The sequence below is a fragment of the Lonepinella koalarum genome (assembly GCF_004565475.1).
Classification (GTDB): domain Bacteria; phylum Pseudomonadota; class Gammaproteobacteria; order Enterobacterales; family Pasteurellaceae; genus Lonepinella; species Lonepinella koalarum.
The window spans coordinates 21,190-42,780 of the sequence record NZ_SRHX01000011.1 but is presented as its reverse complement, the minus strand read 5'-3'; the positions used below and the strand labels follow the sequence as shown (position 1 = coordinate 42,780).

At 38.3% G+C, this 21,591-nt stretch carries 19 protein-coding genes, 1 pseudogene and 1 riboswitch; of the genes and pseudogenes, 10 read left to right on the top strand and 10 right to left on the bottom strand.

Going from position 1 to position 21,591, the window contains the following annotated elements; translation table 11 throughout:
- The first annotated feature begins 126 nt into the window (after window positions 1-126).
- Entirely contained in the window at window positions 127-1,020 is an 894-nt protein-coding gene (gene dapA / locus E0709_RS11080; RefSeq protein ID WP_132302782.1) for a 4-hydroxy-tetrahydrodipicolinate synthase, read from the top strand.
- 115 nt (window positions 1,021-1,135) lie between these two features.
- Window positions 1,136-2,143: an outer membrane protein assembly factor BamC gene (bamC, locus tag E0709_RS11075; protein ID WP_132302783.1), complete on the top strand. Its 1,008-nt coding sequence runs from the start codon at window positions 1,136-1,138 to the stop codon at window positions 2,141-2,143.
- Window positions 2,144-2,215: 72 nt separating this feature from the next.
- Here the strand turns inward: bamC and E0709_RS11070 are convergent, their stop codons facing one another.
- Complete coding sequence (locus E0709_RS11070) at window positions 2,216-2,482, bottom strand: GrxA family glutaredoxin (RefSeq protein ID WP_132302784.1); 267 nt, start codon at window positions 2,480-2,482, stop codon at window positions 2,216-2,218.
- 387 nt (window positions 2,483-2,869) lie between these two features.
- On the opposite strand from E0709_RS11070, the gene E0709_RS11065 reads away from it, so the two are divergent.
- The 3 genes from E0709_RS11065 (at window position 2,870) to E0709_RS11055 (ending at window position 6,647) form a co-directional block, all read left to right on the top strand.
- Window positions 2,870-4,249, top strand: coding sequence for a tyrosine phenol-lyase (locus tag E0709_RS11065; protein WP_132302785.1), 1,380 nt, complete (start codon window positions 2,870-2,872; stop codon window positions 4,247-4,249).
- Window positions 4,250-4,423: 174 nt separating this feature from the next.
- On the top strand, window positions 4,424-5,638 hold the full coding sequence (locus E0709_RS11060; RefSeq protein ID WP_132302786.1) for an aromatic amino acid transport family protein: 1,215 nt from the start codon (window positions 4,424-4,426) through the stop codon (window positions 5,636-5,638).
- A gap of 115 nt (window positions 5,639-5,753) precedes the next feature.
- Window positions 5,754-6,647: a RimK family alpha-L-glutamate ligase gene (locus E0709_RS11055; protein WP_132302787.1), complete on the top strand. Its 894-nt coding sequence runs from the start codon at window positions 5,754-5,756 to the stop codon at window positions 6,645-6,647.
- Between the two features lie 29 nt (window positions 6,648-6,676).
- Here the strand turns inward: E0709_RS11055 and E0709_RS11050 are convergent, their stop codons facing one another.
- From E0709_RS11050 to metE, 3 genes are all read right to left on the bottom strand, one after another.
- Window positions 6,677-7,279, bottom strand: a complete 603-nt coding sequence (locus E0709_RS11050; protein WP_132302788.1) for a hypothetical protein — start codon at window positions 7,277-7,279, stop codon at window positions 6,677-6,679.
- Between the two features lie 70 nt (window positions 7,280-7,349).
- The gene (tenA, locus tag E0709_RS11045; protein WP_132302789.1) at window positions 7,350-8,003 is read right to left on the bottom strand and encodes a thiaminase II; all 654 of its coding nucleotides are present in this window, start codon (window positions 8,001-8,003) and stop codon (window positions 7,350-7,352) included.
- A riboswitch (TPP riboswitch) is annotated at window positions 7,995-8,086 on the bottom strand. It overlaps the preceding gene by 9 nt.
- Before the next feature lie 70 nt (window positions 8,087-8,156).
- Entirely contained in the window at window positions 8,157-10,427 is a 2,271-nt protein-coding gene (gene metE / locus E0709_RS11040; protein ID WP_132302790.1) for a 5-methyltetrahydropteroyltriglutamate--homocysteine S-methyltransferase, read from the bottom strand.
- Between the two features lie 273 nt (window positions 10,428-10,700).
- Here metE and E0709_RS11035 point away from each other — a divergent pair, with 273 nt between their 5' ends.
- Entirely contained in the window at window positions 10,701-10,967 is a 267-nt protein-coding gene (locus tag E0709_RS11035) for a type B 50S ribosomal protein L31 (protein WP_132302791.1), read from the top strand.
- A gap of 9 nt (window positions 10,968-10,976) precedes the next feature.
- The gene (gene ykgO, locus E0709_RS11030) at window positions 10,977-11,120 is read left to right on the top strand and encodes a type B 50S ribosomal protein L36 (protein WP_132302792.1); all 144 of its coding nucleotides are present in this window, start codon (window positions 10,977-10,979) and stop codon (window positions 11,118-11,120) included.
- Between the two features lie 77 nt (window positions 11,121-11,197).
- Here ykgO and E0709_RS11025 read toward each other — a convergent pair whose 3' ends face one another.
- Window positions 11,198-13,447 (bottom strand): TonB-dependent receptor, encoded by a 2,250-nt coding sequence (locus E0709_RS11025; RefSeq protein ID WP_165867247.1) that lies wholly within the window; start codon window positions 13,445-13,447, stop codon window positions 11,198-11,200.
- 200 nt (window positions 13,448-13,647) lie between these two features.
- Here E0709_RS11025 and E0709_RS11020 point away from each other — a divergent pair, with 200 nt between their 5' ends.
- Genes E0709_RS11020 through E0709_RS11010 form a run of 3 tightly spaced genes read left to right on the top strand, consistent with a single transcriptional unit; the run spans window position 13,648 to window position 15,640 of the window.
- A complete protein-coding gene (locus E0709_RS11020; RefSeq protein WP_132302794.1) occupies window positions 13,648-14,574 on the top strand; it encodes a LysR family transcriptional regulator in 927 nt (308 codons plus the stop codon).
- 2 nt (window positions 14,575-14,576) lie between these two features.
- Window positions 14,577-15,314: an AzlC family ABC transporter permease gene (locus E0709_RS11015; protein WP_132302795.1), complete on the top strand. Its 738-nt coding sequence runs from the start codon at window positions 14,577-14,579 to the stop codon at window positions 15,312-15,314.
- Window positions 15,311-15,640, top strand: a complete 330-nt coding sequence (locus tag E0709_RS11010) for a branched-chain amino acid transporter permease (protein ID WP_132302796.1) — start codon at window positions 15,311-15,313, stop codon at window positions 15,638-15,640. Before E0709_RS11015 ends, E0709_RS11010 begins: the two co-directional genes overlap by 4 nt.
- A 71-nt stretch (window positions 15,641-15,711) precedes the next feature.
- On the opposite strand, the pseudogene E0709_RS11005 reads toward E0709_RS11010, so the two are convergent.
- From E0709_RS11005 to E0709_RS10990, 5 genes and pseudogenes are all read right to left on the bottom strand, one after another.
- A pseudogene (locus E0709_RS11005) lies at window positions 15,712-18,086 on the bottom strand (type I restriction endonuclease subunit R).
- Between the two features lie 23 nt (window positions 18,087-18,109).
- The gene (locus E0709_RS11000) at window positions 18,110-19,243 is read right to left on the bottom strand and encodes a Fic family protein (protein WP_245188797.1); all 1,134 of its coding nucleotides are present in this window, start codon (window positions 19,241-19,243) and stop codon (window positions 18,110-18,112) included.
- A gap of 132 nt (window positions 19,244-19,375) precedes the next feature.
- A complete protein-coding gene (locus tag E0709_RS10995; protein ID WP_243640874.1) occupies window positions 19,376-20,362 on the bottom strand; it encodes a restriction endonuclease subunit S in 987 nt (328 codons plus the stop codon).
- A complete protein-coding gene (locus tag E0709_RS12525) occupies window positions 20,331-20,504 on the bottom strand; it encodes a restriction endonuclease subunit S domain-containing protein (RefSeq protein ID WP_243640875.1) in 174 nt (57 codons plus the stop codon). The genes E0709_RS10995 and E0709_RS12525 overlap by 32 nt, the downstream gene beginning before the upstream one ends.
- Window positions 20,505-20,537: 33 nt before the next feature.
- Window positions 20,538-21,542, bottom strand: coding sequence for a virulence RhuM family protein (locus tag E0709_RS10990; RefSeq protein WP_391540619.1), 1,005 nt, complete (start codon window positions 21,540-21,542; stop codon window positions 20,538-20,540).
- Window positions 21,543-21,591 lie beyond the last annotated feature (49 nt).

The window sequence follows — 21,591 nt, the reverse complement described above, 5'->3', positions numbered from 1 at the left end:
TAGTTGATTTATTTTGTCGTTTTTTGATTAAAATAATAAAACTTGCTTGCAAATTTGGATTATTTTAGCAATGATAGAAGAAGTTTATCAAGCAAACATCAACAAGAAATTATGAGAGGTTTTTTTATGTCTTCAACTCCTTTATTTTACGGTAGCATTGTTGCGCTAATTACGCCAATGGATAGTCATGGCGAAGTGGACTATAACGAACTAAAAAAATTAGTGGATTTCCATGTGAACGCAGGCACAGATGCCATTGTTTCTGTGGGGACAACCGGTGAATCAGCCACATTAAGTATTGATGAAAATGTCAAAACGATTTTAAAAACCGTGGAATTTGCAGATGGTAGAATTCCTGTGATTGCTGGCGCTGGGGCAAATGCCACCAGTGAAGCTATTACCATGACAAAACTATTACATGATAGTGGTGTAGCCGGTTGTTTGTCAGTCGTGCCTTATTATAATAAACCAACCCAAGAAGGGATGTACCAACATTTTAAAGCCATTGCAGAATGTACTGATTTACCACAAATTTTATATAATGTTCCGAGCAGAACAGGCAGTGATATGCAGCCAGAAACCGTAGGACGTTTGGCTAAAATTCACAATATCGTCGGCATTAAAGAAGCAACAGGCGATGTCAGCCGTGTTGGCAAAATTAAAGCGCTTGCCGGTGAAGATTTTATTTTCTTGAGCGGTGATGATGCTACTTTCTTAGAGAGCATGAAACTGGGCGGGCAAGGTGTTATTTCTGTTACCAATAATGTTGCTGCAACAGATATGGCAAAAATATGCCAATTAGCGTTAGCGGGCAAATTTGACGAAGCGGAACAAATTAATCAACGGCTAATGGCACTGCATCATGATTTATTTGTGGAAGGTAATCCTATTCCAGTAAAATGGGCGGCGTATAAATTAGGATTAATTAGCAATCCAAATTTACGTTTACCATTGACAGTATTAAGTGAACAAGCACAGCCGAAAGTGTTAGCTGCTTTACAGCAAGCAAAACTTATTTGATTTTAACCGCACTTATTTTTTCGTATTTAGGGTTATTGATGAGCCTTAAACTTTTTGGCATTTTTGTGGTCTATAAGTGCGGTGATATTTTATAATAAATTTAAAGGGATAGATGATGAATAAATGGCTTTTACCATTAACCGTATTAGCAACCTTGACTGCTTGTTCAACCAGTAATGAAAGTAAACAAATAGCAAATGATAGTTATGAAAAACGTGGTGTCATTCCGGTGTTCACTAAATTAGATACTGGTGGGGTAACTATCCTAGGACAAGAAAATACCTATCAATTGCCTACGGATGTATCGGTAAAAACGGACGCTACCGACATTCGTCCACCATCAGCTCCCATGGCAATTATCGGTAATTCGGTGACCCATTTTGATGGTGAGCGTTCATCTATTATTTATCCTGCCGAAAAAAAGGGGGTGTACAATATCCAACAAGTACAACGTTTATTAACCGAGCAAGGTATTCCTTTCAGCACCTCTGGTAATCAAGTGCAAACTGATTGGGCTAAGACTGGTCGAGCAGATGAAATCGGTGATGTACAAGCCCGCTATATTATTGAAGAAGTGGGTAACAGTGATTCTAATGCCTTAGTAGTTGCTATTGCTCAAATGAAACGAGATGAAGTGATTTTCACGCCAGCGGTGAAAGATAAAGCACGTTATACATCTGATCGTTTAAATCAGTTAGTGGGTGAATTAAATATGGCTTATCGTCAACAACAGCAACAAGTCGCCACATTTGATGTTGCCACTGGTGCAATTCAATCTGCGATTGTAACGGATGCCAATCAGCATACCTCCTTGGCAATGAATATTAATTTCCAACAATCTTGGCAAAAATTGCAACAAGCCTTACCACAACTAGGTTTTGAATTTAAAGAATCTACGGTTGGTAAAGGTTATGCTGTATTAAAATACAAACCGCTAGATGATACTCAATGGGCTCGTTTGGGTTTAACCAAGCCAGATCTAGAAAAAGGCGAATATTCAATGCAGATTAGTGCTTACGGCAATGAAAGTGCTGTGGTCATTAGTGATGAAGATAAGTTTGCTTTAAGCGGTGAAAACGCACAAATCTTGTATCAGGCGTTGCAGAAACTGTTGGCTAATTAATATATTGTCGCTAAATTATAGAGCAAAGAAAAACCTAGTGTAGTGTGATCTCACTAGGTTTTTTATTGTTGATTAAAGCGTAATACCAAATTTTTCTTGTACAAAGGCTTGAAAATCAGTACAACCCCCGATTGGTTTTTCATCAATAACGACCTGCGGTACAGTTTGTACTTGAGTAACACCGATAGCTTTAGCAATATCATCTTTGCTCATATCTTTTTCAATAATATCAATAAATTCATAGCTAAAACCATCTACTTCGGCGCTCAGTTTATCCGCTAAGCTTTTGGCACGAACACAAAATGGACAAGTCATACGACCATAAATTTTTACAAACATAAATTTTCCTTACTTAATGAAGTCTATATAACGCTATTTTACATTATTTTTCAACTAAATGAGAAATTATTTTGAGAAGAATGAATTCGTTAAATTATGCGTGGTTAATATGGATAAAATAGACGGCCTTATTCTCACTATAACCTACCCTATAGTAAGACGCACAAGAATACCACTTTGAAAAATAATGTAAAATACTTGAAAAATTTATTTTTCAATTTTGTGACAAATCTCTCAAATTGGTTAAAAAGTGATTGCTCAAAAAAAAAACAATTTAATATTTTTTCCCGAAAGAAAACTAAATAAAAAAACAATAAATGGAGTTTGTATTTTTATTGGTTTATTTTTCGAATAAAAAATTATTTTTAACTTTTAGGGAGATGTAATATGAAAAATTATCCAGCAGAACCGTTTCGCATTAAAAGTGTTGAGCCTGTTTCTATTTTACCTCGTGAAGAGCGTGAAAAAGTTATTCAGAAAGCAGGGTATAACACTTTTTTAATCGACTCTAAAGATGTTTACATTGATTTACTCACAGATAGTGGTACCAATGCAATGAGTGACCGTCAATGGGCTGGTTTAATGGTAGGTGATGAAGCGTATGCAGGAAGCAGAAATTTTTATCATTTGCAAGAAACAGTACAAGAATTATTTGGTTTTAAATATATTGTACCAACTCACCAAGGTCGTGGTGCAGAAAATATTTTATCTCGTATTGCGATTAAAAAAGGACAATATGTACCTGGCAATATGTATTTCACAACCACTCGTTATCACCAAGAAGCAAATGGTGGTATTTTCTACGATATTATTCGTGATGAAGCACACGATGCGACCTTAGATGTGCCATTCAAAGGGGATATTGATTTAAATAAATTAGAAAATTTAATCAAAGAAAAAGGGGCGGAAAATATTGCCTATGTTTGTTTAGCCGTAACGGTGAACCTTGCGGGAGGTCAACCGGTATCTATGGCTAATATGAAAGCTGTACGTGAATTGACTGCAAAACACGGCATTAAAGTGTTCTATGATGCAACCCGTTGTGTTGAAAATGCTTATTTCATCAAAGAACAAGAAGCAGGTTATCAAGACCGCTCAATTAAATCTATTGTACACGAAATGTTTAGCTACGCTGACGGTTGTACAATGAGTGGTAAAAAAGACTGCTTAACTAATATTGGTGGTTTTTTATGTATGAATCACGAAGATCTCTTTATGGCTGCCAAAGAAATAGTGGTGGTATTTGAGGGTATGCCGTCTTACGGTGGTTTAGCTGGTCGTGATATGGAAGCCATGGCAATTGGTTTACGTGAAGCAATGCAAGAAGAATACATTGAGCACCGCATTAAGCAAGTACGCTATTTAGGCGAAAAATTAAAAGAAGCAGGCGTGCCAATTCTAGAACCTGTTGGAGGACATGCGGTATTCTTAGATGCTCGTCGTTTCTGTCCACATCTTAAACAAGAAGAAGACTTCCCTGCTCAAGCATTGGCAGCGGCTATTTATGTAGAATGCGGTGTGCGTACTATGGAACGCGGAATCATTTCTGCAGGTCGTGATGTGAATACAGGTGAAAACCATCATCCAAAACTTGAAACTGTGCGTTTGACCATTCCGCGTCGTGTATATACCTATGCTCACATGGATTTAGTGGCGGAAGGTATTATCAAACTGTTCAAGCATAAGGAAGATATTAAAGGGTTGCGTTTTGTGTATGAACCAAAACAACTTCGTTTCTTTACAGCACTTTTTGAACCGAAAGCATAATTGTTAAATCAAGGGGTTTGTTTACCCCTTTTTTCGTATCATTTTTTATCACTTATCTTAAAGGCGAATTTATAGGTTAGCGTTGTATATAAAAAGCATTTCCTGCGACATTGTTGTTTGTTGTATTGTCAAGAGAAGCGGTTTCGCCCTTTTTCTCACGAAAGGAGATATATCGTGAATAAAACACTAGGAACTACACTATTGATTTCCGGCACGATGATCGGTGCTGGCATGTTAGCTATGCCTCTGACATCTGCAGGTATAGGATTTCTATTCACTATCATTTTGTTGATTGCACTATGGGTATTTCTAACTTATAGTGCTTTGCTTTTTGTTGAAGCCTATCAAACTATTGAATCAGATGCTGGCATTGGGTCACTCACTGCTCAATATTTTGGTCGAATGGGGCGAGTTGTCTCTACCACCGTTCTAATGGTATTTTTATATGCTTTGTTGTCAGCCTATGTCACTGGTGGGGGGAATATTTTTGCCTCTTTCTTACCTGATACAGATTTAGGTATATCTAAAGAAGCTATTTCTGCTATTGTTTTCACTTTAGTTTTTGGCTTTTTTATTGTCAAAGGAACTAAAAGCGTAGACCTTGTGAATCGCCTGCTCTTTTTTACTATGCTAGGCGCTTTAGTATTGGTATTGTTGGTGATGTCGCCAGAAATCACCTTTGATAATTTAGGAGCCATGCCGATTGATAATGCATTGCTTATTTCAGCAACGCCAGTATTTTTTACCGCATTTGGTTTTCACGGTTCAATTCCTAGCCTGAATAATTATTTAAACGGTAATTATAAAGCCCTACGTTTTGCCATTATCGTGGGTTCAATGACCACATTAATCTGTTATATTTTATGGCAATTATCCACTCACGGTGTTTTAGGACAACATCTTTTTTTAGAAATGTTGCGTAAAGATCCAACGTTGAATGGATTGATTAATGCTTGTTATGAACTAACCGGAAGTGAAATTCTCAGTGGTGTGGTTAAAACTTTCTCTGTACTCGCCTTAATTACTTCTTTTTTAGGGGTCGCCTTAGGTTTATTTGAATGTATTGATGACTTACTCAGAGGTGCATTTAATCTTAATGTGGGTCGGAGTTCATTAGGCGTGTTGACATTCTTACCGCCAATATTATTTGCGCTTTTCTTCCCGAAAGGTTTTATACTTGCGCTAAGTTATGCTGGTCAAATGTTTGCATTCTATGCGGTTGTATTGCCTGCGGTATTAGTTTATAAAGTTCGTCAACAACACCCTAATTTGCCATATCGAGTTTGGGGTGGAAATGCAGTGTTGATTATTTCTATCATTTTTGGCATGCTTATTTCCATTATTCCATCTCTTATTCAAGCAGGGATATTACCTGAAGTGGTGGGGTAACATAGTATTAAAGCCGTTCTTATTCAATCATTGTTGAGATAAGAGTGGCTTTGTTCTTTTATCATTGCTCAAAATCTTTATAATATCAGAATGATTTTCTATTTTAGATAATATTATGCACATTCTAATCCTATGCCGAGAACCTAGATTATACAGTTGTCAACGTCTAAAAACCGCAGCGGAAAAACGCGGGCATTCAATGGACATTCTTGATCCTAACCGCTGTTTCTTAAAATTGATACCAAATGCACCGCACTTTGCGCTTTATTATCAACGTAATGAGCGAGATGTTGCAGATTTATTACCTAAGTATGATGCAGTTTTGCCACGCTTTGGTACTGCAAGTACACAGATGGGCTGTGCGGTATTACGTCATTTAACGGCTCAGGGGGCTGTTTGTTTGAATAATGAACAGGCTTTTTTACGAGCAAGAGATAAATGGCAAAGTTTACAATTATTACAACAAGCCAGTATTACGGTGCCAACGAGCGGTTTAGCAGGGTGTGAATTTTCAGTTAAACATGCCGTTGCTCAGGCATCAATGCCGGTTATTTTGAAAACCTTAAATGGTTCGCAAGGTATTGGGGTTATGCTAGCAGAAAAACCACAGACTGCAGCGAGTATTTTAGAAACCTTGCAACAAGTTAATGTGCCAACATTATTACAAGATTTTGTGAAAGAGGCAGAAAATATGGATATTCGTTGCTTTGTTATCGGGGATAAAGTGATCGCAACCATGTTACGTCAAGGACAACATGGCGAGTTTCGTGCGAATTTTCATCGTGGTGGCGTGGCGAAAAAAATTACGCTAACGATGGATGAACAACAAATCGCAATTAAGGCAACTAAAGCGTTAGGATTAGATGTGGCTGGGGTAGATTTAATTCGTTCTAAGCAGGGGTTATTAGTATTGGAGGTCAATGCAAGCCCGGGATTAGAAATGATCGAAAAGACCAGTGGGGTGGATATTGCGTTGGAAATGATTTTGTATTTAGAGCAAAAATGCTGAATGTTGGGCTATCCTATAGCCCCATTGCATTATGATACTGCTTCTGGTTGATTTTCTAATGGGTATTCCGGTGGGAGTTGTGGGTTGACGTCCTCTTCATTTAATGGAACCGTTTCAAGTTCCATTTTTGGCGCTTCATTCTCTATTTTATTTTGATTCAGCAGCATTTCTCGCATTTTGCTGAAATTTGTTTTTTCTGATAACCAAACTGAGGTTAAAATATGAGCAAATTCAGAGTCAAATTCATAATCTAATACCGTATCATTTAAGACAAAATAGCTTTTGTTGGCTAATGCAATAAAACTTAAATGATCTTGTGGTGAAAAATCAGGGAAAATCCGTTGTAATTCCTTTAACCAAGCTGATGTATCTACATTGGCAATTTTCAAGTTGTCGATTTCCTTAATTAAGGTGACTGCAAAATTTTTGCCTTCTACCTGTTTATCAAAGGTAAAGGTAAGCATTAACGGACGTTCATTTTCTTGATATTGCCCTGTTTCAGTAGAAAGCGTAATGCTGTACACAAGAAAAGGACCCCAATTATAATCTGCTTTACCAACAGATTTCCATTGAGCCAACACAAGACTAGGCAATAACCCCAATAATAAACACAAAATCAGTTTAATTTTCATTGAATGAACCGTTCTGAAATAAAATATGGGGTAAATTATAACAATAAATTAATAGGTAAAGTATAAAAAATTAATGATCTAACCCCATTTGCCAAAATGCGACTTCCATTCGTGTCGCCGTGGTGAAAATGTGCTGGATATTTGCCAATTGTTTCGCATTGAAATCTTGGCAAAGTGCGGTTAAAAAATCTTTATATTTTTCCACCGCGGTTTGAAAGCTTTGACTTGCGTAGGAATCAATCCATTTTTGATAAGGATTATTGGGCGCAATATTTTGTTGACTTAAACGTAATCCAATTTCAGCATAACCAATGGCACAAGGTGCTATGGCGGCGTAAAGTTCGGCTAATCCTCCGGTCATACCACAATCCAGCACATAGCGTGTATAGGCAACACAAGCAGGATCTTCATCGAGCGTTAACAGTTCTTGCTCAGAAATACCCCATTCTCGACAGAAATCAATATGTAGTTGAATTTCTTGTAATAATACCTCAATCGCTTGGTGAATATCCCGCATTTGCGCAAAATTTTCTGCTTTAAACATGGCAAGCGCTAAAGCACGGTTATAGTGGAAGAGATAGAGATAATCTTGTTTTAAATAGTATTGAAAGCTAGATAAAGGTAATATACCTTGTCCTAATTGTTGCACAAAATCATGTTCTACATAATGGTGCCAATGAGGTTGGGATTTTTGGATAAGAGTTTGAATAAAATTGTTTTTCATGGTTTAGTTTCCTACGTCAGTATTAGCTGTTTCAGGTTCAACGGGTATGATCTCAGCTTATAGAAGCACCCCGACTAGAGCTAGTAGTGTAACAAAAATTAAACCATAAAAAAAGCCCTGCATGTTGCATACAGGGCTTTTTTCTTCAATGGATTACGCTAATTCAGCACGCAATTTCTTGGTCACTTTCATCATCACTTCCAACTGTTCAATGGTTTCTTTCCAGCCACGGGTTTTTAAACCGCAGTCTGGGTTGACCCATAGGCGTTCTTTTGGCACCACGTTTAACGCTTTGCGTAACAAGTGTTCGATTTCCGCTTCGGTCGGTACGCGTGGGCTATGAATGTCATACACGCCCGGACCGATGTCGTTCGGATATTTGAAATCGCCGAATGCGGTCAATAATTCCATATCGGAACGGGACGTTTCGATGGTAATTACGTCAGCATCTAACGCCGCAATAGCTGGTAAAATATCGTTAAATTCAGAATAACACATGTGCGTGTGAATTTGTGTATCGTCCGCCACGCCCATTGAGCTTAAACGGAATGCTTCGCCCGCCCATTGGAGATAAGCATCCCAGTCGGCACGTTTAAGTGGCAAGCCCTCACGAATCGCAGGTTCATCAATTTGAATCACTTTAATACCGGCTTTTTCCAAATCTAATACTTCATCAGATAACGCCACGCCGATTTGTTTGCATACGGTGGAACGTGGAATATCGTTACGCACGAATGACCATTGCAGAATGGTGACAGGACCTGTCAACATCCCTTTCATCACTTTTTTGGTCAGGCTTTGCGCATATTGCGACCAACGCACCGTCATTGGCTCTGGACGGGTTACATCGCCGAAAATTACTGGCGGTTTCACACAGCGTGAACCGTAGCTTTGCACCCAACCGAATTTGGTAAAGTCAAAGCCGTCAAGCAATTCACCGAAATATTCCACCATATCGTTACGTTCCGCTTCACCATGAACCAATACATCTAAATCTAATTCTTCTTGTTTACGCACCACATATTCGATTTCTTTTTTCATCGCCGTTTCATAATCCGCTAAAGACAATTCGCCTTTTTTGAAGCTGGCACGAGCGTGACGGATTTCGCTGGTTTGTGGGAATGAACCGATGGTGGTGGTCGGTAATAATGGTAAATTTAACCACGCATTTTGTTTAGCAATACGCTCTGCAAATGGCGATTTGCGTTGATCCGCATTGGCAGGTAAATTGGCTAAACGAGCGGCGACTTCCGCTTTGTGAATGACTTTGCTGTTTTTGCGAGCATCAGCAGCTACTTGGCTGGCATCTAATTGTGCTTGTACTGACGCACGACCGTGATTTAACGCTTGTTTTAATAGGTTTAATTCTTCCACTTTTTGTAACGTGAATGCTAACCAAGAATAAAGATCAGGATTTTTCTCTTGTAATTGCGTTTCCACGCTCAAATCATAAGGTGTGTGTAATAATGAACAGCTTGGTGCAATCCATAAACGTTCACCCAGTTTGGTTTTTAATGGCTCTAACACATCAAGCACGCTATTTAAATTCGCACGCCAAATATTACGACCCTCGATCACACCCGTAGACAACACTTTGTCATAATCAGCAAAAGTCGCTAATTGTTCAGGCGAACGCACTAAATCAAGGTGTAAACCAGCCACTGGTAACGATTTTAATAATGGAGCGTGTTCTGCCACTGAACCGAAGTAAGTCGCCAATAATAATTTGGCATTCACTTTGCTTAAGTCTGCGTACACGGACTGGAACGCATCAATCCATGGTTTTGGTAAATCTAATGCCAATGCTGGCTCATCAATTTGAATCCACTCCGCCCCTTCATTGGCAAGTGCGGTTAAAATTTGTTGATAAACAGGGACTAATTTTGCCAATAAATCAAAACGGTTGAAGGCTTCGCCTTTTTCTTTACCTAACCAAAGGAATGTTAATGGACCAACGATGATAGGTTTTGCCTTATGTCCGTTAGCAACAGCTTCACGATATTGATTGACATAATGTGCTGGATTGGCTTTGAATTGAGTGTTTTTGCTAAATTCGGGGACTAAATAATGATAGTTGGTATCAAACCATTTCGTCATTTCAATGGCAAATTGATCTTTGTTACCACGTGCTAATTCAAAATATTGGGCTAAAGTTAATTGTTGACTGTCAAAACCAAAACGAGCAGGAATCGCCCCTGTCGCCACTTGCAGATCTAAAATATGATCGTAAAACGTGAAATCACCGGTTGCGACAAAATCCGCATTTGCTTCAGCTTGATGTTTCCAGTTTTTCTCACGTAAGGCTTTGGCAAGTGCTAATAAATCTTGCTCGCTTAATTCTTTACGCCAGTAGCGTTCCTGTGCAAATTTAAGTTCACGTTTTGCACCAACACGGGGGAATCCTAATACATGGAATGTGGTCATAATCTTGCTCCTATAATGGAAATAATAAATGTCTATTTAGACGGCTAAACGTCCGCTTGATCAAGATAATGCCGAATTCTGGTTTATTAAGCAAACTCATAATTTTCATTTTTTGTATGAATAATTTTAATAATTGAATGACTGATAAAAAATAGATAAACAAAAGTGCGGTGAAAATCTTTTTTGTTTTTGAAAAATAAGTTTTGCGAAAGACCGCAATTTAGGGTAATATTCACAGCCTAGTTATTTTTTAATAAAAAATAAGGTGTAAATATGAAAAAAGGAATTCATCCAGATAATTATCGTACTGTGCTATTTTATGATAGCAATGCCAAACAAGGCTTTTTAATCCGTTCTTGTGCTAGAACGACAAATACAATGCAATGGGAAGATGGCAAGGAATATCCCGTGTTTATGTGTGATACATCTTCCGCATCACACCCGTTCTACACCGGTAAAACACGTCAAATCGGCAATGAAGGTCGAGCTAGTGACTTTACTAACCGTTATGGTAAGTTCGGTGCATTAAAATCAAAATAGGAGATTAGCATGCAAGTATTATCATCATTAAAAAGTGCCAAGACTCGTCACCCAAATTGTAAAGTAGTTCGCCGTCACGGTGTGGTCTATGTAATTTGTAAGGAAAATCCACGTTTTAAAGCCCGTCAGGGTATGAAGAAAAAAAGAAGATAGGGATTTTTTCTGGTTCTTTTGGTAGAAAAAGCGGTGGATTAAAAATTCACCGCTTTTCTTGTTTCGTCTTTTTTAATTTAAAACAATACACTTGCCCCCATTACCACATTACGTCCCATTAAAGGAATATGGGATAAATAAGATGTACTCGCATACACTTTCCGATTAAGAATATTATTAAAATCAAGGGTTAAACGATAATCAATATGCTGACTTAATGAACCTAAATAAATAACACCCGCATTCAACATAGCATTGCCCTTAACTGGTAGCTCATTATAGGCAGTGTTATTTTGGTTAAAAGTATGAGTATATTCAATGCTGGCGGACAATTTATCACTCAAGTCAGCATTCAGACGAGAACCTAAACGCATAGCTGGCATACGTGGTACATTGCCATTTTGTAATTTTCCTCGCACATAATCACCGAAAACAGTAAAGCGATATTTAGGGGTGAATTGATAACTCATATTTCCCTCCACGCCATAAAAACGTGCAGGTTGTTGAGCGTAACGTATCAAACGAAAATGTGCAAAACGATCCATGGTATGAGCATAGATATAATTGCTAAAATACTTATAATAGGTGCCGAAATAGCTTTGCCATCTGTCATGATTAAATTGCACACCGATGTCCAGATTATTGGATTTTTCTTTTTTGAGTCGTTCATTAATACCAAATTGACTATAAACATTGGTATCTATCTGCAAATTATGAATGGTGCGGTCATATTGTTCATCACCAAATTCATAGGAATTGGTGGCAACGTGCGTGCCTCGAGCATAAAGTTCTTGTACGCTAGGGGCTCGTTCCTGATGAGAAAAGGTTATCCAACTTTTAAATGCTGGGGTAATTTGCCAATCAATACCTGTGGCGAAAGAATAAGTATTGGTGCTGTATGACATACTGCGTAATGGTATAATATTTTTCCCACGATGTAATTGTTTGTCATCAAGTAATTGAATTGCTTGATGATCTACACGTCCAGACAAAGAGAACGTAATATCTTGCCACTGATAACGCTCCACCGCAGATAACGCATATAGTTTGGTAATGCTTTTATCTAAAATTCCTTCATAGCCTGAACTGCCAATCTGATCTTTGCTATATTGTGCAACCCATCTGCCAGAAATATGTTGAGTAGGTTTATGATCTAATGCAATACGTACTGATTTGCCATTATGCTGAAAACTAGACATCGTGTATTGCCCTTCAATTTCATCATGATGATAGCGGCTATCGTTAGCGATAAAACGAATTTGTTCAATACCTGCTATAGGTTGAATAATCGCACCTCGTAAATCCACACGTTTTAAATGTAATTTAAGTTTGGCATATTGTTCAGGTTGACTGGGATCGTGATTGTGGAAATCTTCATCAATATTGATGCTGGTATGTTCACAATGTAGGTTAATCCCCTCTAAGTATTCATCATTTTCTTGATGAGTATGAATATGGCAAAAATGAGCTTTATGCTCGTGTCCAGTTAAACCATAACGATCGCGTCTATCGGTATAAGCAATACCAAGATAACCTTTTTCACCAATCCATGACAGCCCCACAGCCCCTTGCTTAGATTTTGCTTCGGAATTATTAATATAACGATAATGCTTTGATTCTACGAAATTTTCTTGATAATCATCAGAAAAAATAGCCTCAATACATTCTGGTGTATTAGAATTATTACAAGGATTTTCCACGCTATATTGTTCCGTATAACCAGCTGATTTATAATTTTTTGCATGACGAGTTAAGCCCTCTAAATGCAGAACCAGATGATTATTTAGCCGTAAATTCGTGGCTAAATTGTATAACTGTTCTTGGTTATTGGTGTTGTAACGCGTATCTAAACTGCCCTCAACAGTACGCGATGGTAATTGTGTCGGAATTTTATCATCTTCTACATTCACCACCGCACCAGTGATACCTGAACCGTATAATAGCGTATCCACGCCTTGAATAACGTTGATTTCTTTCGCTAAAGTAGGGGCAACCATAATGGCATGATCGGGTGACATATTGGACATATCCACTACATCGCTGCCATTTTGCACAATTTTATTGCGATAACTTTCTTGCCCGCGGATAACCGGTGTTGAAGCACCTGAACCAAAGTGATTGGCTTGAATCCCCATTTGTTTTGACAAGGCATTACCTAGTGACGTTGAGCCGTTTTTTAATTCGCTTTGTGATACGCTTTTAAAGGGATTATTGCTCACTTCCGTGACCACAATTTCATCTAAAATTTCGGTTTTTTCCTCCGCACTTGCGGGGGAAATTGCCCCCAAAGTGAGCATAATTGCCACACTTATTTTTTTCAGTTTCATTATTGTTATTTCCATATAAAGATAATTCGTGAAGAAAAATAACTTTATATGAGAAAATTTGCAAGTGTTTTTTATAAAAAAATCATTCTTATTATGAAAAAATCATCTAAAATTCCACCGCACTTTCATCGTCTTTTTGTTAAATGTTTCTGAAATTTACTGTAGAATAAAAGCCTTATTTACTATTGATAGATAAGGCTATGAAACCCATATTTCTCGAACTCCGCCATTTAAAAACCTTGCTTGCATTAAAACAAACAGGCTCTGTTTCGCTTGCCGCGAAACGGGTTTATTTAACCCAATCAGCCCTTTCTCATCAAATTAAATTACTGGAAGAACAATATGGTTTGCCATTATTTGAACGTAAAACAATGCCGTTACACTTTACACCGGCGGGAGAACGTTTAATTAAATTAGCCCATGATGTGTTGCCGAAAGTGATTGAAGCGGAGCGAGATCTTTCACGGGTGAAACAGGGCGAAGCCGGCGAGTTACGGATTGCGGTGGAATGCCATACTTGTTTTGATTGGTTAATGCCTGCTATGGACAGTTTTCGCACCCATTGGCCTTTAGTCGAATTGGATATTGTATCGGGTTTTCATACGGATACTGTAGGATTATTGCTTAGTCATCGTGCTGATTGGGCGATTGTGTCGGAGATTGAACCGACGGACGGCATTATATATAAACCTCTATTTTCTTATGAAATGGTTGGGCTTTGTGCCAAAGATCACCTGTTAGCCCAAAAAGAAATTTGGCAAGCGGAAGATTTTGCTGATCAAACTTGGATTACTTATCCTGTCCCTGATGATATGTTAGATCTCTTGCGTAAAGTGTTGCGACCAGCAGGCATCAATCCGACACGCCGAACCAGCGAACTGACTATTGCCATTATTCAATTAGTTGCCAGTAAACGAGGCATTGCGGCGTTACCATTTTGGGCGGTAAAACCTTATTTAGATCGCGGTTATGTGGTGGCTCGTCAAATTACCGAACAACGCTTACATAGCAATTTATATTGTGCCTATCGAGAAATTGACGCAGAGAGTGCATTTATTGATGATTTTTATGATACCGTAAAATCACAAAGTTTTTCTACTTTACCGGGGCTTTCAGTATTGGAGTAATCATGACAGAGAATAAAAAATCAGCCGTGATTTGGACGGCTGCTAAAGCTGCCTTTCCTTATTCGGTACCGATGATCATCGGTTATATTTTCTTAGGTATTGCCTACGGTATTTATATGAAAGTGTTGGGGTTTGGTGTTTGGTTTCCGTTTTTTATGGCAGCATTAATTTATGCGGGTTCAGTAGAGTTTATTGTGGCAACATCATTGACGACTATTTTTTCTCCACTTTCCGTGTTGTTGGTCACCTTAATGGTCAGTGGGCGACAGGTTTTTTATAGCATTTCCATGTTAGAAAAATATGGTAAACAGTTGGGTAAAAAACGCTGGTATTTAATTTCAGCTATGTCGGACGAAGCCTTTTCGTTGAATTATATGGCAAACGTGCCAGAGCACTTAGATAAAGGCTGGTATTACTTTTTTGTGAGTTTATATTTGCAAGTCTATTGGGTCATTGGAGCGGTATTAGGTAATCTGTCAGCGGACATTGTTCCGTTTAGTTTAAAAGGTATAGAATTTGCTATGACCGCGCTATTTATTGTTATTTTTGCTGAAAATTGGCTGAAAGAAAAATCTCATGAAAGCTCGTTACTGGGTTTAGGTATTACTTTATTCTTTCTAATCACCATTGGCAAAGAACATTTTTTAATTCCAACTTTATTCGCTATTTGGGGTGTGTTGACGTTACGCCGAACCAAACTGGAAAGCAAAATTATTCGTTTAACAGGGGGCAACCAATGACTTTAACCGAACAAATTATCACCATTACTATGGGCGTAGTTGGCGTACAATTTTGTCGACTAATCCCTTTTTGGATTTTCCCAGCGAATCACCCGATCCCTGAATATATCCGTTATTTAGGTAAAGTGTTGCCAGCGGCGATGTTCGGTATGTTAGTGGTGTATTGTTATAAAAATATTGATATTTTACAAGGCTATCACGGCATACCCGATTTTATTGCTGGCATTGTCACTTTAGCTTTACACCTTTGGAAGAAAAATATGTTCTTGTCTATGGCAGTGGGAACGATGTTGTATATGGGGTTGGTGCAAGGGGTGTTTGTTTAAAGTGGGAAAAACGGCGTAAAGTACGGTGAAAAAATCTTACATTTTTCATCGCACTTTTGTGTTATTGAGCTTTAAATCTTCCCACCGATGCCTTTAAATTTCTCCACAAACGCAGCAATTTTTTGAAAAATACTTTGCTTTTTACTCAAATATTGCGGATTGAGCGGACTCATTTTCGGCAATAAATCGTTTAATGCTGTGCCGCTGTCGCTGGCGTATTCTCGTTTTAGCGATACCTGAATATAGCGTTTGGCAGCATCTTGATTTAAATGTTCGCTTTCAATTAACGCTGCCGCTTCCCGTTGATGTTCGGCTTTAAGGCATCAATGGTGGCTTGTTCTAAATCACGGAAGGTGACGATATTGCCGAAGGTTTTGGTGCTGTTGTAAATGCGATTGGTGCGGGAATAGGCTTGAATTAAGCCGTGATAACGCAGATTTTTATCCACAAATAGCGTGTTCAATGTGGGGGCATCAAAGCCCGTTAAAAACATGCCCACCACAATCAGCAAATCAATTTCTTGCTTTTTCACTCGCAAACTTAAATCACGGTAATAATTCTGAAATTCACGGCTATCTACCGCATAATTGGTTTTAAAATAAGCATTGTAATCATCAATGGCACGGCTCAAAAATTCTTTGGCACTGCTGTCCATGGCGGTGGGTTCAAAATTTTCATCGGCAATATCACCTTTGGCTTCCTGCTCTTCATTGGCGGCAAAAGAAAAAATCGTGGCAACACGCAAAGGCTTTTCGTGGCCTTGCTGCAACTGCTTAAAGGTGTCGTAATAGCTTTTTGCAGCACTCACACTGCTCACCGCCAGCATGGCATTAAAACCGTTATTGTTGCCAAAACTGCGGTGCGTTTTATGGGCGAAATGGGTCAAAATATATTGCACAATTTTTTTAATGCGTTCAGGGTGTAAAAAAGCGTGTTGGCTTTCCAAACTGCTTAGTGTTTGCTCATCTTGTTCCTGTTCGAATGCCTTAAATTGCGGGCGAACATTATGATAATCCACCTTGAATTTCAGCACTTTTTCATCACGAATGGCATCGGTGATGATATAGGAGTGTAATTCCCGCCCGAATACGCCGGCAGTGGTCTGGGCGGTTAAGGCATTTTCAGGGAAAATCGGTGTGCCGGTAAAACCGAATTGGTAATATTTTTTAAATTTGCGGGTAAGGTTGCGTTGTGCTTCGCCAAATTGGCTGCGATGGCATTCATCAAAGATAAACACTACTTGCTTTTGATAAATCGGCAAATTTTCTTCGCTTTTAATCAGATTATTGAGTTTTTGAATGGTGGTCACAATAATTTTGTTGTCATCTTTTTCAAGATTCCTTTTTAAACCTGCCGTACTGTTTGAACCATTGACGCTGTCGGGGCTAAACCGCTGATATTCTTTCATGGTTTGATAATCAAGGTCTTTTCTGTCCACCACAAAAAACACCTTGTCAATAAAGGGCAGTTCGGTCGCCAAACGTGCCGCTTTAAAGCTGGTTAAGGTTTTGCCCGAGCCTGTGGTGTGCCAAATATAGCCGCCGCTTTGAGTGTCGCTCCAATTTTTCGCCAGATAACTGCTGTTGATTTTCCACAAAATCCGCTCCGTTGCCGCAATTTGGTAAGGCCGCATAATCAGCAGCGTATTGCTGACATCAAAGACCGAATAATGAATCAGCACATTCAGCAAGGTATTTTTCTGAAAAAAAGTTGCGGTAAAATCTTTTAAATCTTTAATCAGGCTGTTATCGGATTTCGCCCAATTCATGGTAAAATCAAAACTGTTTTTATCACGCTTGGTCGTATTGGCAAAATAACGCGTATCCGTGCCGTTGGAAATCACAAAAATTTGCAAATATTGAAACAAAGAATGTTCGCTGTTAAAACTCTCTTTGCTGTAACGATGCACTTGATTAAAGGCTTCACGAATAGCCACACCACGCTTTTTTAATTCAATTTGGATTAACGGCAAGCCATTAACCAAAATGGTGACATCATAGCGGTTTTTATACGTCCCCGTTTGTTCAAACTGGTTAATCACCTGCACTTTATTATTGGTAATATTTTTCTTATCCAATAGATAAATATTTTGAATCCGCCCGTTATCAAACACAAAATCATGAATATAGTCATCATGTATTTTGCGTGTTTTTTCTACCGCAGTTTCATTGGCTCTGTCCAAATATTCCACAATAAACCGCTGCCATTCACTGTCGGAAAACGGCGTTTTATTCAACTGCTGCAACTGCTCCCGCACATTTGCCAGCAATGCTGTCTGATTGTGTAAATCTCGGCGATATTCATAGCCTTGATTGACCAAATCCGCAATCAATTCCTTTTCCAAATCCGCTTCTGTTTGATAGCTTGTGCCTTTTTCGATGTTGACGTATTTGTCTAACACAATGAAATTGTTGGTTTCGGCGATGGGGGTGGTTTCGGTGGTCATTATTTACGCTCCTAAATTCACGATTAAACACGCACTAACTCTAGCATTTTTTCAAAAGAATATAAGGTGGATTTTCGTCCGCTACTTTCTTCCATTATGCTTAAAATGCCTTGTTCATACAATGCCTTAGTAAAACGGTTCGCCGTAGCAGGTGGAATGTCGGTTTTTTCACTAAGTTGGCTATTCCTAAAAATCGGATAAGTAAACACAAAATCCAATACTGTCAATGCGTGTTTACTGGCTAAAATCTCGCTAAATTGCTGTTTCATTTGCTCGTATAAATCACGGATATTTTCAGCAACCTGTAAATTGCGTTGCGACTGGCTGGCAATGGCATTTAAAAAGAAATTGAGCCATTCATGCCAATCGCCTGTTTGCGATACTTGTCGCATTAAATGAGTGTAGCGATTTTTGTGTTCTTCCAAATAACCACTAATATAAAAGTATGGGGCAGAAATAATTTGACTAGACCACAACATCAAGGTAATCAGCATTCGCCCAATGCGTCCGTTACCGTCTTGGAAAGGGTGCAAGGCTTCAAATTCTAAATGGCTGACGGCGGTTTTAATTAACACAGGGTCTGAATGATGATTGATATAGTGGAATAAATTTTCCAAACCATCGAGTAATTTTTCAGGGCTAATCGGCACAAATAAAATCTCACGACTAACGGTATCGGCTAAATAATTTTGCTCTTTTTTAAATTCCCCCGGTGATTTATTCGCCCCACGCCCAAGGGATAATAATTGCTGGTGCATCGTTTTGAGCAAATGAACGCTAAGCGGATAACCGTCTTGCATAGCAAGTTGGGCATTTTTTAAGGTGCGTTGATATAGCACGGTTTCTATCACATCATTACGCACATTGAGATTATCGCCATTAAAGGCATCGGCTTCATAACGCAAAATCTCTTCCATAGTGCTAATTGTGCCTTCCATACGCGAAGAAATCACCGCTTCTTGACTACGCAAAGGAGCAAGCAAAATCTCGCTATTGTGCATATTTTTAAGCATTTGGTCATAACGAGCAATGGCGTTGGTGGCTTCAAGCAATGCGGTGATAATCTGGTTAAAATCTATGCTTTGCGGTGGGAATTGCCCATCACGATAATGCACGACGTTGTTAAGATTAAAATTATTGATCATTTTGTTACTCATTTTTTGCTGTTTTTGATTAACAAACTGTATTGTGCTACATCTGTGAGCGACAAACAAGTTTGCGAATCAAATTTTGCATTTTGTGATTAACAAAGTGGTTTGTCCCACATTTATGAGCAACAAATTATATTGTTAATCATATTTCGTCTTTTTTGATTGACGAGGTGGTTTTGGAAAATCCAACAATAACCCCAGATAATATTCATACTGTTTCTGTCTTAATTCAATTTCTTTCGGCAGTCCTTCGGTGAGAGAGTTTACCAAAGTATCAAATTTATCCAAAATAGCTACAATGCGTTGTTGTTCGGAAAGATCTGGGATTGGGATTTTTATCCGTTCTACACTTTCTCTTGATAGTCTTGGAATGCTTGCTCGTCTTACTTGTTGATATAATTTATTTTGTTGGTTCATTAAAGCATAATATAAAAATTTACTTGATAAGTTTTCAGGCGTATTCAATACAAAAACATCATCCGCCGCCCCAAAATCCCTATCAGAATAAGCAATATCGCCAACCGCACCTGCACTAATAATAATGGTTGTATCAGCTTTAACATTGAAAGCATCGTAAAAACCTAATGGCGTTAAACTATTTTGATAAACAGGATATTTTCCATTTTCTAAAAGCTCTTTTCTAACTAAACGCTTACCACGTTTTAATTCTATCACTTCCCCCAACGTTTTCCATTCCACACTTTCATCAAAACTTAATAATTTATCCCGATAGTATTGATATTGTTTTTTTCTTAGGGTAAGCTCGCTGGTAATCGCGGTAAATGTGTCCAAAATGTGGACGATTTCGGATTGTAGGGAAAGTGGGGGGATTGGGATTAGAAACTTATCCGTATCAGGTGTAGCAATTTGGGGCATTTGCATTTTACTGCCAATTTTTTGAAAATAGCTTTCCGACTGTTTGAGAAAATAGTAAATAAATTTTAGACTGATGTTTTCATTTTTACTATGGTATGCCCACATTTCATTTTTGTGAGAAAATGGCAAGTCATAATATTCAAATTCAATAATGCCACGAGATTTCACAATAATAGACGGTTCTCGGTTAATATCTTTTTCAGGAATATCATCAAAATCAACAAAAGCAACGGTTTTTTCCGCCTGCAAAGATTTTCAAAGGGGCATTCTCTTTATGCAGATTTTTCATTTCATTTGCCGTAATTTTTGTTCCTTTAGTGCGAATAAGCACTTCCCCCAACGGTTTCCATTCCACATTACAATTTCTAATTTGATCTAACAGTTTGCTCATTTTGGTTTTCTCTGTTTTTTTGTGAAAGTGCGGTTATTTTTTGCTGAGTTTTTTTGTTTGTTTACCGAGTTTATTAATGCTTTCCAAATAAGCAATTTCCACATCGTCAAGGGTTCTCGCTTTGTATTTACGGTATTCCGTTTTGGCTTTTTCTATGGCTTGATCGTGCGAAATACTGCCCGAATTGGTTAAAATTTTGCGATTGGCGGACGTTAAAATGCGATCGAGTTCCTGCACAAAATCCGTCATTTTCATTGGGCGTTCTTCAATGGCATTTAATTCAGCAAAATCAAAATAGGCGGATACAATATTATTCAAGACTCGCAATTCTTGTTCGCTTAAATAATTTTTCGCAATCATCGCTTCAGCTTGAGTGGGCTGACTGCCTTTAAAATGAGTTAAACCTGCAAAAGGTTTGTCGCTATCTACCCGAAAATAAATCACTTCGCTGGCAGTGTTACCGTGGGCGGCGTAATGCAGTTTATTTTGTACGATTTTAAAAAATTGAAGACTGGTTTCGCTTTTCGCATCGTAATCCATTGCGGTGGCGTATAAATCCAGCACCTGCCGATACATTACTTTTTCGCTAGAACGAATTTCACGAATACGATCTAGTAATTCTTTCCAATAATTGCCACCGCCTAAGTTTTTCAGGCGTTCATCATCCATTGTGAAGCCTTTAATCAAGTATTCTTTTAATCGTTCAGTCGCCCAAATGCGGAATTTTGTACCTTCTTTGGAATTAACCCTATAACCCACGGAAATAATGGCATCTAAATTATAATATTCAATTTGCCGTGTAATTTGTCGATTGCCTTCGGTTTGAACTGTTGCAAAATTTGCAACAGTTGCTTCTTTGCTCAATTCTTCATCGGCATAAATATTGCGTAAATGCCGAGAAATCACCGATTTGTCTCTGCCAAACACATCAGCCATTTGTTGTAAACTTAGCCACACGCTTTCTTGCTCAAAACGCACATCTATTTTAGTTGTGCCGTCAATGGCTTGATAGATTTGGATTGGGTTTTTATCATTCATTTTCATTTCCTTTACTTGAGTTATTCGAAAATCTCGAATAACTGAAATT

Excerpts from the sequence above, each read along its gene's own strand:
- E0709_RS11010 (WP_132302796.1), top strand. The coding sequence starts at position 15,311 with ATGACTTTAACCGAACAAATTATCACCATTACTATGGGCGTAGTTGGC.
- E0709_RS11065 (WP_132302785.1), top strand. The coding sequence starts at position 2,870 with ATGAAAAATTATCCAGCAGAACCGTTTCGCATTAAAAGTGTTGAGCCT.
- E0709_RS10990 (WP_391540619.1), bottom strand. The coding sequence starts at position 21,542 with ATGAATGATAAAAACCCAATCCAAATCTATCAAGCCATTGACGGCACA.
- E0709_RS11020 (WP_132302794.1), top strand. The coding sequence starts at position 13,648 with ATGAAACCCATATTTCTCGAACTCCGCCATTTAAAAACCTTGCTTGCA.
- E0709_RS11025 (WP_165867247.1), bottom strand. The coding sequence starts at position 13,447 with ATGAAACTGAAAAAAATAAGTGTGGCAATTATGCTCACTTTGGGGGCA.
- E0709_RS11000 (WP_245188797.1), bottom strand. The coding sequence starts at position 19,243 with ATGAGTAACAAAATGATCAATAATTTTAATCTTAACAACGTCGTGCAT.
- E0709_RS11070 (WP_132302784.1), bottom strand. The coding sequence starts at position 2,482 with ATGTTTGTAAAAATTTATGGTCGTATGACTTGTCCATTTTGTGTTCGT.
- ykgO (WP_132302792.1), top strand. The coding sequence starts at position 10,977 with ATGCAAGTATTATCATCATTAAAAAGTGCCAAGACTCGTCACCCAAAT.
- metE (WP_132302790.1), bottom strand. The coding sequence starts at position 10,427 with ATGACCACATTCCATGTATTAGGATTCCCCCGTGTTGGTGCAAAACGT.
- E0709_RS11035 (WP_132302791.1), top strand. The coding sequence starts at position 10,701 with ATGAAAAAAGGAATTCATCCAGATAATTATCGTACTGTGCTATTTTAT.
- E0709_RS11015 (WP_132302795.1), top strand. The coding sequence starts at position 14,577 with ATGACAGAGAATAAAAAATCAGCCGTGATTTGGACGGCTGCTAAAGCT.
- E0709_RS12525 (WP_243640875.1), bottom strand. The coding sequence starts at position 20,504 with ATGAGCAAACTGTTAGATCAAATTAGAAATTGTAATGTGGAATGGAAA.
- E0709_RS11055 (WP_132302787.1), top strand. The coding sequence starts at position 5,754 with ATGCACATTCTAATCCTATGCCGAGAACCTAGATTATACAGTTGTCAA.
- E0709_RS11050 (WP_132302788.1), bottom strand. The coding sequence starts at position 7,279 with ATGAAAATTAAACTGATTTTGTGTTTATTATTGGGGTTATTGCCTAGT.
- bamC (WP_132302783.1), top strand. The coding sequence starts at position 1,136 with ATGAATAAATGGCTTTTACCATTAACCGTATTAGCAACCTTGACTGCT.
- dapA (WP_132302782.1), top strand. The coding sequence starts at position 127 with ATGTCTTCAACTCCTTTATTTTACGGTAGCATTGTTGCGCTAATTACG.
- tenA (WP_132302789.1), bottom strand. The coding sequence starts at position 8,003 with ATGAAAAACAATTTTATTCAAACTCTTATCCAAAAATCCCAACCTCAT.